Here is a 12679-nt window from a genome sequence, read left to right on the forward strand (position 1 = left end):
ATTAGTTTATTAGCTTGTGAGTTTGTTTGTTAATTGCTTGTCATATTTGCCCCTTATACTCACAAAAGATCGATAAGATCCACCTGACAATAGATTAATGACAACATTAATAGCCGTCCTAATACGCAGTTGATCGCGTTATTTGCTCGGCTTTCAAAAGGGATTTGAGTATATGAAGATAAAAAAATGGGTTGCAGCGACCGTTATGGGGGCTTCACTTCTCTCAACAAATGCATTGGCACAGACAGAGATTCAGTGGTGGCATTCAATGGATGGTGCATTAACTGAATGGGTGAATGATCTTGCGAAAGGCTTTAATGAGTCACAATCAGATTATAAAGTGGTTCCCGTTTACAAAGGTGGGTATGAGCAATCAATGACTGCCGGCGTTGCTGCTTTTAGAGCCGGGGAAGCGCCCGATATTTTGCAAGTCTATGAAGTGGGGACTGCTTCGATGATCTATGCAAAAGGAGTGACTAAATCAGTCACTGAGATTATGCGCGATAATAATATTCACTTTGATCTCAATGATTATATTCCTGCGGTTGCAAGTTACTATACTGCGCCTAATGGCGAGCTTTTATCACTTCCTTTTAATAGCTCAACAACAGTAATGTATTACAACAAAGATGCTTTCAAAAAAGCAGGATTAGATGCAGATCATCCTCCGAAAACATGGGCAGAAGTTCGCTCTGCAGCGGAGCAGTTAAAAGCCGCGGGCTATAGTTGTCCAATGACTACAGAATGGATGGGTTGGACACAGTTAGAGAGTTTCTCAGCGTGGCATAATGAACCTTATGCCTCTAAGAATAATGGCTTTGATGGGTTAGATGTTGAGTTACTGATTAACAAACCTTTGCAATTACGCCATTTTAATAATCTTGCAGATATGGCTAAAGAGGGTTTATTTGTCTATAAAGGTCGCGCTAGTGAAGCGGGACCGGCGTTTAGATCTGGAGAATGTGCGATGACTTTCGGTTCATCTGCGAGTTATGGCGGATTAAAACGGGATGCGCAATTTGAATTTGGGGAAACAACGTTGCCTTACTATGAAGATGTTGCCGGCGCCCCGCAAAATACCGTAATCGGTGGTGCAAGTCTTTGGGTGATGAGTGGGAAACCGGACGATCATTATAAAGGGGTGGCGAAATTCTTTGAATATATCTCACAGCCTGATGTACAAGCGGCAAGCCATATGCGCACCGGTTATCTACCTGTGACGAAAGCGGCTTTTGAGATCACAGAGAAGAGTGGTTTTTATGAGCAAAATCCCGGTGCCGAAGTCCCTGTTGAACAGATGATTCGGAAAGCGACCAATAATACGCGCGGTATCCGTTTAGGGAATATGTTACAGATTCGAGCGATCGTCGATGAAGAGACAGAGCAGATCTGGACAGGTAAAAAGACAGCTGAACAAGCATTAAGTACCATTGTAGAACGTGGCAACGAATTATTACGTCGCTTTGAGCGCGTCAATAATCGTTAATACAACAGAAAAGGGCGGGGCGGTTTTGGAAGGGGCTGCTTCGCTTTTTTATTGTCTTGCATTTATGTCGAAAGATTCGCCGAAAGATTCGATGCCGACAATATTAAGAGCATTATTCAGCGCATTATTAAGAGAATATTAATACCATTATGAAACTCTATTTTAAACATTACCGCTGGTTGCCTTGGTTTTTGATGCTGCCGCAATTAGCAATCATTTTGATCTTCTTCTATTGGCCGGCCGTTCAAGCAATGGTGCAGAGCTTTCAGTTAGAGGATATGTTTGGTCTCTCTAAAGAGTGGGTCGGATTTGAGAACTTTGCGGTGCTATTTGCCAATCCGATCTATTTAGAAGCGATCTATACGACGCTCTATTTCTCATTTTGGGTGACGCTATTAGGTCTGACGATTGCACTCTTTTTAGCATTTTTTATGCAGAAAATTGCGCGTTTTATCACCTTTTATCGTACCGCTTTGATTCTACCTTATGCTGTATCGCCGATTGTGGTGGGGGTATTGTGGACCTTTATGTTTGCGCCCTCTTTCGGGTTAGTGAGCTATGCTTTGGCCAAAATCGGTATTACTTGGAATCATCAACTCAATGCTGATCAAGCAATGTGGCTTGTGATCATTGCTTCAATTTGGAAGCAGATCTCTTATAATTTCCTCTTCTTTTATGCTGGATTACAAGCGATTCCCAAATCGTTAACGGAAGCGGCCGCCATAGATGGTGCCGGCCCTTGGCGTCGATTCTTTACCATTGAATTTCCTCTCTTATGGCCGACGACCTTTTTCCTTTGTGTGATTAATATTGTCTATGTTTTTTTCGATACGTTCGCGATTATCGATGGTTTAACGCAGGGAGGCCCTGGGAATGCCACTTCAACTTTAGTCTATCGAATCTATTTCGATGGCTTTAAGAGTATGAATTACGGCAGTTCTGCGGCGCAATCGGTGGTATTGATGGGCTTTGTTCTAATATTAACGATTATTCAATTTCGGTATATCGATCGTAAGGGGAATGGCAAATGATTGAGAATCGTTTAGGATTACGCATTTTTGCGCATATTATGATTATTCTAGCAGTGTTGTTAGTCTGCTTTCCGATCTATCTTGCAATTATCGCGTCCACTCAGAGCGCGACCGAAGTGGTGAATGTCCCTATTTCACTGCTGCCGGGTGATCAGATGATCGAAAATTATAAGATTGCGCTCTTTGGTAAAGATGAAACGGTCGCTTATCCCGCTGCGAGAATGTTATGGGTTTCCCTAGTGATGACGCTCATTATTGCGGTGGGGAAAATTGCGATCTCATTAACCTCCGCATTTGCTATTGTCTATTTCCGATTTCCTTGTCGGATGCTCATTTTTTGGATTATCTTTATTACCTTGATGTTACCGGTTGAGGTGCGGATTATCCCGACATTTGATGTGGTGGCAAATCTACATATGCTCAATAGCTACGCCGGATTAACAATTCCGCTCATTGCTTCGGCTACTGCGACATTTCTCTTTCGGCAATTTTTTAGTACGGTGCCGGATGAGTTATTGGAAGCTGCGCGCGTAGATGGTGCCGGTGCAATGCGCTTCTTTAAAGATGTTTTATTGCCGCTCTCTATTCCAACGGTTGCGGCGCTCTTTGTGATCCAATTTATCTATGGTTGGAATCAATATCTCTGGCCTCTTTTGATGACCACAAGGGAAGAGATGTTCCCGATCTCTGTGGGGTTACGGCAGATGATGGGAAGCGGGGATAGTTTAGTGGATTGGAATATTGTGATGGCGACGGTGGTCTTGATGTTAATCCCGCCGATGATCGTCATTCTTGCGATGCAACGGTGGCTCGTGAAAGGGCTCATTGATAGTGAAAAGTAGTTTTATGATCAATGACAAGTCGTTAAGCCCTTGACCATTGGCAATAAGATGGAAGCGATCAACTGACAGTATCGAGAAGAACGAATCTGATAAGAACAAATCTGAGAATAACGAATCTGCAGATTGAATAAAAGGATAAAAGAGTATGGCAAGCGTAGTATTAAAAGGCATTACTAAACATTATGGAACGCAACGTAAACCGGGGAATTTGATTCTAAAAGGGATCGATATTGCGATTGAAAAGGGGGAATTTATTGTTGTGGTCGGCCCCTCAGGTTGCGGTAAATCAACATTATTGCGGGTTATTGCCGGCTTAGAGGAATCTTCTAGTGGGCAGATTATGATTGGCGATCGAGATGTGACGAAGTTAGAGCCGGCACAGCGGGATATTGCAATGGTTTTCCAAAACTATGCGCTCTATCCCCATATGACCGTCCGAGAGAATATGGCATATGGTGTGAAGCTTGCGAAAATGCCTAAAGAAGAGATTGATCGCCGGATTCGAGAAACTGCTAAAATGCTCGATATAGAGATGCATCTTGATAAGAAACCCAATGCGCTCTCCGGCGGACAACGACAACGGGTTGCGATGGGACGAGCTATTGTCCGTAAGCCAAAACTCTTTCTCTTTGATGAGCCACTCTCAAATCTCGATGCCAAACTGCGTACATCCACTCGATTAGAGATTCGCCGGCGACATAATGAGATTGGTATCACTTCACTCTATGTCACTCACGATCAAACAGAAGCGATGACCTTAGCGGATCGAATGATTATCTTAAATGGGGGCAATATTGAACAATTTGGGACGCCGCAAGAGATTTTCCACGAACCTGCTTCCACTTTTGTCGCGAATTTTATGGGATCGCCGGCGATGAATCTACTACCGGTGGAGATTACGGATGCCGGGCTCTATTTTCAAGGGCAGTTATTACCCGGCATTATCGTGCCGGAAGCGCTACGAGCTACAGGAAAAAGATCGTGGATTGTCGGGATTCGACCTGAGCATATTATCTTGCGCTCACAAGAGGCGACGGATACAAGCCATAGAATGCCAACGATTACCACAACATTAACCCTAGCAGAAACATTAGGTTCAGAAATTCTACTCTATTGCGATCTCTTAGGAACAATGCTAACGGTGAAGCAATCGCATCATATTGAGAATATCGGTCGTTTTCAGTTAGGAGAGCATCTTGAATTAGAGTTCCCACAAAAGTCGCTCTATTGGTTTGATGCAGATACACAAAAGCGAGTTGTGTTGTAACGTGTCAGAGAGCTTATCAGATAAAGGGATAGATAGAGAGATTGGTTTAAAATAAGTACTATAGTCATATCGGTTCAAAATAAGCTTATTTAAATGCCGGCGCATCGGTTGATCTAGGCAAGGAAGCTGTTCTATCCGGCATTTTGCAAGTGTTGGTGAGTCAGGTTTATGTTCTTTTAAATTCTTTTAAAATCACGCGCAATAACTGTTTAAAAACCAGTTTTCTTAAACCAAATTTACTATATTTAAATAACAGATAAGTTGAATTGTATATAAGAATATAGGTGTATAAACATATAAATATATTCATTATGAGTTTTATTCTAGTTTGATTGTTTTGAGGAATATAATTTTATAATTAAATATTATTTGATAATAAAAATTCTGCAATATATTATCATTTAGAACAGATAGGATAAAACTTGTGATCAATAGCACTCAAGTCGCTAGGAATGTGATCGAGAAAGTCATCAGTAGATTGAGTAACAACGTAATAACGATATAAAGGCTAATTATGACAGCAACAGGGATTGTTATGAGAAATGAAGAAGTAATAGAGCGCTATCCAACAGTGATCTCGCATCGTGGTGCGGGTAAGGATGCGCCGGAGAATACATTAGCGGCTTTTCGTTTGGGCGCTTCTCAAGGTTTTACGATGTTTGAATGTGATGCGAAATTATCGCAAGATGATATCCTCTTTTTATTGCACGATTCAACGCTAGAGCGCACGACTAATGGCCAAGGGGAAGCGAAAAAACTGACTTGGAATGCACTCTCACAGCTTGATGCCGGCAGTTGGCATTCCCCTGAATATGCCGGAGAAACAGTGCCCCGTTTGGGCGCATTAGTGGATTATATTGTCGCTAATCAATATCGATTAAATATTGAGATTAAGCCGAATCCCGGCGAAGCTTATGAGACAGGTAAAGCGGTTGCCACACTATTGCAAGATCTGATCTTATCTCGCCTAGATAGCTGTTTAGATCTCCTCTTTGATGAGCCTTTAGAAGAGCTATTTGATCGACTCTACGATGATCTTGTGGAGAATCCAACGACTTCTTGTGTGAAACGACAATTTTTGCTCTCTTCTTTTGAACCGGATGCACTCAAAGGTGCTAAAGAGATTGCCCCGACATTGCCGAGAGCGCTACTGCTTGATGAAGATCAGACTGATATCGAAAAAGTGATCGCTCAGTTACAAGCCTTAGAATGTCAAGGTGTAGTGGCTTACTACCCACTTGTAACCGAAGCATTTATGCGACGTTGTCGGGAGATTGATTGTTTCGTAATGGTCTATACGGTGAATGATCCCAATGAAGCGAAGCGCTTATTAGACCTCGGTGTAACTAGTGTGATTACTGATAATATGAGTTTTGCCGATCTCTTTTAGCGTATTGCCGGTAATTGAACACTAGGAAATATAGAAAGGCTTGCGAATCACAAGCCTTTTTGTCGTGATGGTCATCAGAGAGATGATGTGATTTATAGTAAATTTGGTTTAAGAAAAATGTTTTTTAAACAGCTATTGCGGGATTTTAAAAAACATCAAATCGTACTAAATAGCAGTTGCAAGATGCCGGATAGAACAGCTTTCGCACTTCTTACAACTGATGCGCCGGCATTTAAAGGCGCTTATGTTGAACTGACCTTACTATAAATAGATGAAGAGCGTAATGGAGGGTTATTTCTCAACATTTGTTTCTGCATCTTTCTCTGCACATTTCTTACAAGTATTAATCCCTAATACCGGATAGAGCGGGCAGTAACGGAAAATACCGGTGAGTAGCGGGACAAGTCCGATTAATCCCCAAAGTGATTTAGGACCGATAAATACTAAACTTAAGAGAATAAGACCGATAATAATACGGATGATTGAATCAGTAGAACCGATATTCTTTTGCATAATGAATTCCTCAAGAAGTGGTTGACATTAAAATAATGTTACGAATATGAATAGGGTGCAATATTGCCTAAATAGAGCGACTGAAATCGTGGTTGAAAACATCATTCAATATCTCAATCAGCAGGTTAGTAGGCAAGGATCTTAGAGTATATTTGTGGTCTAAGTAATATATAACTTTAATAATATATAAAATTATATATAGTCTAAGTCATAGTATGAGGTGAGCAGACAAGTGTCAAGTATTGCGATGATGATTTGTTGCGGTTTGCGTAACTTATTCAGAAATAACTCTATTTGATGTGAAAGAGTGGTAAAATTAGATGGTTTTATTGATCTATTGGCGGAATCTGTAACACAATATCAACCTATTGAATATGATGAGAGGGATTATGCATCCATTTTTTGATTATTGGCTTGAGCAAGAAGCATTATTACAGCGCCTTGTGGGAGAGGCAATATCACTTCTGTTCGGGGCTTTTTTTGTGAGTTTGATTGCCGGCTCTCTACTTGGGTTATTACTTGCAGGATTACGTCGAGGGCAGAGTCCACTTATCCGTCTGATCTCTGGTATTTTACGTTTTGCGGTGATGTTATTGGGAGATTATCCTTTTATTATCCTATTTATGTTCATTGTAATACTCGGTTATTACGGCAATATGTTACCTTTTGATCAGATGTTGCAACTCTTGCTGATGGGATGGGGCGCATTGCGTTTTGCATATTTTATGCTACAAAATCTCATTGATCGAGCGGAAGAGGAAGGCTTTGCCATACAATTTATTCGCAGTGCTCGGCAGTTAGCTATTTCCCTTATTAGCGCAGTGGTTATCGCCGGAATTATTGGGCGAATGGGCATTGGTCGATTACTGTATGAAGGATTCTATCAAGAAGATTTTATGAGCTTTAGTACAGGTGCGTTACTCTTTGCGATACTGATTGTCGCAGTGGAGTTGATCTTTGGTATTGTGCTCTTTAAAGCTCGGAAAAGTTTGCGCCGTCAACGCCAAGAACTAAGAGAACATCTAAAACAACAATTTGCGAAAGCGAATACTTTTGAAACGTCAGATTATGCGCAAGCATTTGATGATGAATTACGTGAAGAGGCAGAAGCGGTATTAGCGCAAGCCCCTGAACCGATTGCCGAAAAAGCGAATCATCATATCACAACACCGACATCAACAAGTGCTGCCAATAGTAAAGGCGCTCAATCACCACAATCAGCCAAAGATGATCCATTTTCCGGCCTGATTCAGTAGTATTTGTCTTATTTATAGATTTGCAAAAAAGACGAGGAAAATCGGCGCTAATAGGTTGGTAATAAACCCAAAACTGATGGCAATGGGCACCACTTGTGGCCCGCCGGCGCGCTGAATAACCGGTAGTACAAAATCTAAAGAGGTTGCACCCCCAGAACCTACCGAGGTCAGTGGAAAACGTGCCATTAATAGCGGAATCATCATAAAGGCGAAGAACTCTCGAAAGAGGTCATTGAAGAAAGCGATAGAGCCCATAATAGGGCCTTGTGCATCTTGGAGAATAATGGTCGAGAGCGAGTACCAGCCAAAACCAGAACTAATAGCTAGTCCTTGGACTACCGGCATTTGCAAAATGAGCGCCGCGATGATACCGCCGACAAAGGAGGAGATAATAAAAAAGAAGCTTAAGATTAACCCATAACGATTAAAGAGCACCGCTTTAAGTTGAATGCCGCTTGCCCGTAGCTGTAGACCGACACAAGCAAGGAGAATCACAATAGCGACTTCCGCAAGATGTTCCGGTACTTTGACATATTGATTAGCCAGTAATCCTACAATTAACCCTAGAATAATGGTGCCGATTAATTTAAAAGAGCCCAAGAGAGAGTGCCAAGTAGAACCTTGTGGCGGTCGATCCCCTTTGATTTTAAAAGGAAGCAGTTTATCGAGATAGAGAAGCGTTACCATATTTAGGCCTAAAATAGCGATGATAAAAACCGCAGTTTTCCCAAATATCGATTGCAATTGATTCCAAAGATCAGGAATCAGAGAGAGATTCAGCCCCATAATAAAGAGTACAAGATAGATCAATGCAATCAGCGCCTGATCGACCAATCGAATCAAACGTCTATTTTTAAGTGGAATGGCAAAGCCAAGAAAGAGCGGGAGCAGAACCCAAAGGAGCGTTTGTAACATATCTTTTGCTATATCCATTCAAAATCAGAGAGCCGAGTAGAGAGGATAGCAGTGATGTGCTTAAAGTAAAATAGTTAAGTGAAATATTGCAGCGGAAAATAATGGAAATCTCTGTTGAGCAATCATTGAGGGAGTAGGATGAGTAGAACAAGTAGAACAATTTGTATATTAATCAATAAATGATCGGGATTATCATAGTAATGATAGTTATTGTGCGCTTTTTTATGATAAAATGCCCTCTTTTCTTCTCTTGTCAAAATAAGGGTGATTAAATATGGCAGGTCATAGTAAATGGGCAAATATCCAGCATCGTAAAGGTGCGCAGGATAAAAAACGTGGGAAAATATTCACCAAATTAATTCGTGAGATTACGATTGCTGTGCGAGCAACCGGCAACGGCGATCCTGACGCAAACCCTCGCTTACGCTTAGCGGTTGATAAAGCGTATGGCGCTAATATGCCAAAAGATACTATTGAGAGAGCGATTAATCGTGGTCTTGGTATCTCAGATGGCCCACCAGATGAAGAGATTCGTTATGAAGGTTATGGTGCCGGTGGTGTTGCCGTAATGGTGGATTGCCTTTCGAATAACCGTAACCGGACTGCCGGCGAAGTGCGTCACGCATTTACTAAATATGGCGGTAATTTAGGAACCGATGGTTCTGTGGCATTCCAATTTAGAGAACTAGGTGTTTTATCATATCCTGCAGGCTCTGATGAAGATGGGATTACAGAAGCGGCGATTATGGCCGGTGCTGAAGATGTGGTAGTAGATGATGATGGTTCTATCGAAGTATTAACTACGCCACAAAGCTATGCAGAAGTGCATAATGCAATGGTTGAAGCAGGTTTTGAGCCTGAAGATTCTGAAGTGACACAATATGCGGATAATAATGTCGCAATTGATGCTGAAGCAGCCGAGAAAGTGATGGCGATGGTGGAAGCATTAGAAAATCTTGATGATGTACAGAAAGTCTACTCTAACGCTGATATCTCAGATGAGATCTTAGCGGAAATCTTCAAGTAATCCTGTAATCGAGTATTATCGATGATTATTTTAGGGATTGACCCAGGCTCACGTATTACGGGCTATGGTGTCATCGATATTAGCGGCCGGAAGCCACGTTATGTGGACTCCGGCTGTATTCGTATGGATACGAAAGCCCCTATGTCAGTACGCTTATTAACGATTTTTCAAGGTGTTGATCAGCTCATTGCACTCTATCGGCCACAAGTGCTCTCTATCGAAGAGGTTTTTATGCATAAAAATCCCCAATCGGCCCTGAAATTAGGACAAGCGCGGGGGGTTGCAATCTGTGCGGCCGCGATGGCCGAGCTTGAAGTGGTAGAGTATGCGGCCACGCGGATTAAGCAGACGATTGTAGGGCAAGGGCACGCGGAGAAAGCACAAGTGCAACATATGGTGCAGAGTCTATTGAAACTCAATCGTAAACCCCAAGCAGATGCGGCTGATGCGTTAGCTGCCGCACTTACACACGCATTTCACCGAAGAATGGAAGGATTATTATGATTGGACGATTAACAGGAATTTTGGCAGAAAAACGCCTGCCGAATCAAGCCTTAGTAGATGTCAACGGTGTTGGCTATGAAGTAGAATTGCCGATGAGTAGCTTTGCGCAATTACCACAAGAGGGCGAGAAGGTGCAACTCACCATTCACCACGTAGTTCGGGAAGATGCAAGCTTGTTATATGGTTTTTCAAGCCCTAAAGAACGAGAAGCGTTCAGGCTTCTAATTAAAGTTTCCGGCATTGGCCCTAAAAGTGCGATATTGATCCTCTCAGGTCTATCGGCCGAAGAGCTCTATCGTGTTATTAACCGCGATGATTTAGCGAGTTTAACGAAGGTGCCCGGTGTGGGTAAGAAAACAGCAGAGCGTCTTATTATCGAGTTACGAGATAAAGTGAAAAATCTCGCTCCTGCAGCAGGATTTGATGATCTTCTAGGGGGCACTGAGCCTATTATGACAGATCCTCAAATGATTACAGATGATGCGATTGAAGCCTTAGTGAGCTTAGGCTATAACCAAACCGAAGCGAAAAAACGGGTGATGAAGGTCGCTAAACCCGGCTTAACACTGGAGATGATTATTCCATTGGCGCTGAAGTTGTAGGGCGCTTTATTTAAAACGTTGGAAAATTAAGATTATCTATTGCTGAGCGGGAGTGAAATATCCCGCTTTTTTTATAATTGATATATGCAAGCGCCTGTTATCCTATTATGGTGAGGTCAAAATATACTCAATCATTCTTTGATTGGCTTCAGGAAAGGGGAGCGATGAGAGCTCTTCTTTTGAGAACCAGGCTACTTCTTGAAATTCAGCACCGATAGGTTCGCCGGTAAATTGGGTAATATCGTAGATTATGAAATCAATGGATTTATGCGGATAATCATAACGAAATTGAAGGGCAAGGGAGAGCTCTGTGACTTCAATTGCAAGCTCTTCCTCTAATTCCCGAATCATCGCTACTTGATCCGCCTCATCTTGCTCAACTTTCCCGCCGGGGAATTCCCAAAGGCCGGCAAATTCCTGAGTGGATTTCCGGCGACTGAGGAGAATTTGGCTGCGATCTTGATTCCAAATAATAGCGGCAACGACACGAATATCGGCAGGATTTTGAGCGGTTGTATTAGCTTGAGTCATAGTGAATCTTTGTTGTTAATGGGGGATAGTGACTACTGATCTAATGCACCTAAAAGAGAGAGGCGAATCATATTCAGTAAGTTGATGACTGAGAAACTGACGGTATCATGCTCATTAAAATGGGGAATAATCATCGTTTTCTCTAATAGTGCTTCCCCTTGTTGGCAGAGGAGTGTTAATGTCATATTGTTATAACTATGCGCTTCACCATGCACTGTAGCGACAATATCAGCTTTGCTAAGCGATTGGATATAGGCTAATTTCTCTTTATAGCGCTCAATAGAGAGTGCTTGATGTCGACTCTCGATCCAAGCACCTCGGAAATAATGTTCTGTTGCACTCTTCTCATTTAAGCGCATCGAGATCATCCCCTCACTAAAGGATTCAAAGAGCGCAAGTGTTAAGCCTTTAGATTCAAGTAACTCTGCAACGGCTTCTTCCATGCTCGCTTTTCCCTCGCCAAAGCAGAGGTTCCCTAAGATTTTCTGTGCGCGTTGTGCAAAGGGTTCAATGAGAGCCATTGCACGCGCTTCTGAATCCGCTTTTGCAGAAAAACGTACCTGGATACCCTCAATACCGGAAGCTAAGAAAGAGAGTTTAGGGTTAGGTAGGTGATCAAGTTCATCATTAATATCGGCTAATAGTGCCGAGATATCGGATTCGCCTTTTCCCCAACAGCGAAGCGTACGAGTATAGACTCGTTCAATTTTAGGCAGTAATTGGGAGAGATAGGGAAGAATTGAGTCGCGCATCATTACTTTCATTTCTGACGGAACACCAGGCATTAAAAAGATATGCTTTTCGCCAATTTGTAGATGAACACCCGGTGCTGTGCCAGGAAAGGCTTCTAAAATATGCGCACCCTCAGGATAGTATGCTTGACGTAGATTATTGTCAGACATCTCTCGATTACGCTTGCGGAATTTATCGCGAATGATCTCGGCAAGCGCTTCATCATAGATCAATGGACGCTGAACTGCTTCGGCAAGAGCCTCTTTCGTAATATCATCTTGTGTTGGTCCAAGGCCACCCGTACAGAGAATAACATCAGCACGTTCTAAAGCACGACTAAAAGTAGTCGCCATATTATGGAGATTATCACCCACAGTAGTTTTAAAATGGCAATCAATGCCGATTTCACTAAGTCGGCGTGCAATCCAAGGGCCATTGGTATCAATGGATTGTCCTAAGAGCATTTCTGAACCACTGACAATAATCTCTGCTTTCATTTGCTATCCCCTAATCAGAATATTGTTAATTAGATATTGTTAATTAGAGTATCATTCTACCGCAACTTAATGGGCAATGTTGACAA

Annotated in this window: 14 protein-coding genes; 10 read left to right on the plus strand and 4 right to left on the minus strand. The window is 42.2% G+C overall.

Annotated features, from left to right (window positions below; genetic code table 11):
* The first annotated feature begins 172 nt into the window (after positions 1 to 172).
* From ugpB to DC083_RS03280, 6 genes are all read left to right on the plus strand, one after another.
* Positions 173 to 1486 carry a sn-glycerol-3-phosphate ABC transporter substrate-binding protein UgpB gene (gene ugpB / locus DC083_RS03255; RefSeq protein ID WP_109188839.1) on the plus strand — a complete coding sequence of 438 codons (1314 nt, stop codon included), beginning with the start codon at positions 173 to 175 and terminating at the stop codon, positions 1484 to 1486.
* A 149-nt stretch (positions 1487 to 1635) separates the two neighbouring features.
* On the plus strand, positions 1636 to 2517 hold the full coding sequence (gene ugpA, locus DC083_RS03260; RefSeq protein ID WP_109188840.1) for a sn-glycerol-3-phosphate ABC transporter permease UgpA: 882 nt from the start codon (positions 1636 to 1638) through the stop codon (positions 2515 to 2517).
* Positions 2514 to 3359 carry a sn-glycerol-3-phosphate ABC transporter permease UgpE gene (gene ugpE, locus DC083_RS03265; protein ID WP_109188841.1) on the plus strand — a complete coding sequence of 282 codons (846 nt, stop codon included), beginning with the start codon at positions 2514 to 2516 and terminating at the stop codon, positions 3357 to 3359. The genes ugpA and ugpE overlap by 4 nt, the downstream gene beginning before the upstream one ends.
* A 145-nt stretch (positions 3360 to 3504) precedes the next feature.
* On the plus strand, positions 3505 to 4626 hold the full coding sequence (locus DC083_RS03270; RefSeq protein ID WP_109188842.1) for an ABC transporter ATP-binding protein: 1122 nt from the start codon (positions 3505 to 3507) through the stop codon (positions 4624 to 4626).
* 535 nt (positions 4627 to 5161) lie between these two features.
* Positions 5162 to 6016, plus strand: a complete 855-nt coding sequence (locus tag DC083_RS03275; RefSeq protein WP_109188964.1) for a glycerophosphodiester phosphodiesterase family protein — start codon at positions 5162 to 5164, stop codon at positions 6014 to 6016.
* Between the two features lie 87 nt (positions 6017 to 6103).
* Positions 6104 to 6283, plus strand: coding sequence for a hypothetical protein (locus DC083_RS03280; protein ID WP_109188843.1), 180 nt, complete (start codon positions 6104 to 6106; stop codon positions 6281 to 6283).
* A 24-nt stretch (positions 6284 to 6307) separates the two neighbouring features.
* On the opposite strand, the gene DC083_RS03285 is transcribed toward DC083_RS03280, so the two are convergent.
* Positions 6308 to 6529, minus strand: coding sequence for a YgaP family membrane protein (locus DC083_RS03285; RefSeq protein WP_109188844.1), 222 nt, complete (start codon positions 6527 to 6529; stop codon positions 6308 to 6310).
* A 389-nt stretch (positions 6530 to 6918) separates the two neighbouring features.
* Here DC083_RS03285 and DC083_RS03290 point away from each other — a divergent pair, with 389 nt between their 5' ends.
* Positions 6919 to 7785, plus strand: a complete 867-nt coding sequence (locus DC083_RS03290) for a hypothetical protein (protein ID WP_109188845.1) — start codon at positions 6919 to 6921, stop codon at positions 7783 to 7785.
* 12 nt (positions 7786 to 7797) lie between these two features.
* On the opposite strand, the gene DC083_RS03295 is transcribed toward DC083_RS03290, so the two are convergent.
* A complete protein-coding gene (locus DC083_RS03295) occupies positions 7798 to 8700 on the minus strand; it encodes a LysO family transporter (protein ID WP_109188846.1) in 903 nt (300 codons plus the stop codon).
* Positions 8701 to 8974: 274 nt separating this feature from the next.
* On the opposite strand from DC083_RS03295, the gene DC083_RS03300 reads away from it, so the two are divergent.
* From DC083_RS03300 to ruvA, 3 genes are read left to right on the plus strand one after another with little or no spacing between them, the layout of a single operon-like run.
* The gene (locus DC083_RS03300) at positions 8975 to 9727 is read left to right on the plus strand and encodes a YebC/PmpR family DNA-binding transcriptional regulator (protein WP_026879033.1); all 753 of its coding nucleotides are present in this window, start codon (positions 8975 to 8977) and stop codon (positions 9725 to 9727) included.
* A gap of 21 nt (positions 9728 to 9748) precedes the next feature.
* Positions 9749 to 10231 carry a crossover junction endodeoxyribonuclease RuvC gene (gene ruvC, locus DC083_RS03305; protein ID WP_026879032.1) on the plus strand — a complete coding sequence of 161 codons (483 nt, stop codon included), beginning with the start codon at positions 9749 to 9751 and terminating at the stop codon, positions 10229 to 10231.
* A complete protein-coding gene (gene ruvA, locus DC083_RS03310; RefSeq protein ID WP_109188847.1) occupies positions 10228 to 10833 on the plus strand; it encodes a Holliday junction branch migration protein RuvA in 606 nt (201 codons plus the stop codon). The genes ruvC and ruvA overlap by 4 nt, the downstream gene beginning before the upstream one ends.
* Positions 10834 to 10938: 105 nt before the next feature.
* On the opposite strand, the gene mutT is transcribed toward ruvA, so the two are convergent.
* Positions 10939 to 11364: an 8-oxo-dGTP diphosphatase MutT gene (gene mutT / locus DC083_RS03315; RefSeq protein WP_109188848.1), complete on the minus strand. Its 426-nt coding sequence runs from the start codon at positions 11362 to 11364 to the stop codon at positions 10939 to 10941.
* Between the two features lie 32 nt (positions 11365 to 11396).
* Entirely contained in the window at positions 11397 to 12593 is a 1197-nt protein-coding gene (locus tag DC083_RS03320) for a CinA family nicotinamide mononucleotide deamidase-related protein (protein WP_109188849.1), read from the minus strand.
* Between the last annotated feature and the right edge of the window lie 86 nt (positions 12594 to 12679).

The sequence above is a fragment of the Ignatzschineria ureiclastica genome (genome assembly GCF_003121845.1).
Lineage (GTDB): Bacteria > Pseudomonadota > Gammaproteobacteria > Cardiobacteriales > Wohlfahrtiimonadaceae > Ignatzschineria > Ignatzschineria ureiclastica.

Coding starts and splice junctions, on each gene's coding strand:
- ugpB (WP_109188839.1), top strand. CDS start 173: ATGAAGATAAAAAAATGGGTTGCAGCGACCGTTATGGGGGCTTCACTT.
- ugpE (WP_109188841.1), top strand. CDS start 2,514: ATGATTGAGAATCGTTTAGGATTACGCATTTTTGCGCATATTATGATT.
- mutT (WP_109188848.1), bottom strand. CDS start 11,364: ATGACTCAAGCTAATACAACCGCTCAAAATCCTGCCGATATTCGTGTC.
- DC083_RS03295 (WP_109188846.1), bottom strand. CDS start 8,700: ATGTTACAAACGCTCCTTTGGGTTCTGCTCCCGCTCTTTCTTGGCTTT.
- ruvA (WP_109188847.1), top strand. CDS start 10,228: ATGATTGGACGATTAACAGGAATTTTGGCAGAAAAACGCCTGCCGAAT.
- DC083_RS03300 (WP_026879033.1), top strand. CDS start 8,975: ATGGCAGGTCATAGTAAATGGGCAAATATCCAGCATCGTAAAGGTGCG.
- ugpA (WP_109188840.1), top strand. CDS start 1,636: ATGAAACTCTATTTTAAACATTACCGCTGGTTGCCTTGGTTTTTGATG.
- ruvC (WP_026879032.1), top strand. CDS start 9,749: ATGATTATTTTAGGGATTGACCCAGGCTCACGTATTACGGGCTATGGT.
- DC083_RS03285 (WP_109188844.1), bottom strand. CDS start 6,529: ATGCAAAAGAATATCGGTTCTACTGATTCAATCATCCGTATTATTATC.
- DC083_RS03290 (WP_109188845.1), top strand. CDS start 6,919: ATGCATCCATTTTTTGATTATTGGCTTGAGCAAGAAGCATTATTACAG.
- DC083_RS03320 (WP_109188849.1), bottom strand. CDS start 12,593: ATGAAAGCAGAGATTATTGTCAGTGGTTCAGAAATGCTCTTAGGACAA.
- DC083_RS03275 (WP_109188964.1), top strand. CDS start 5,162: ATGAGAAATGAAGAAGTAATAGAGCGCTATCCAACAGTGATCTCGCAT.
- DC083_RS03270 (WP_109188842.1), top strand. CDS start 3,505: ATGGCAAGCGTAGTATTAAAAGGCATTACTAAACATTATGGAACGCAA.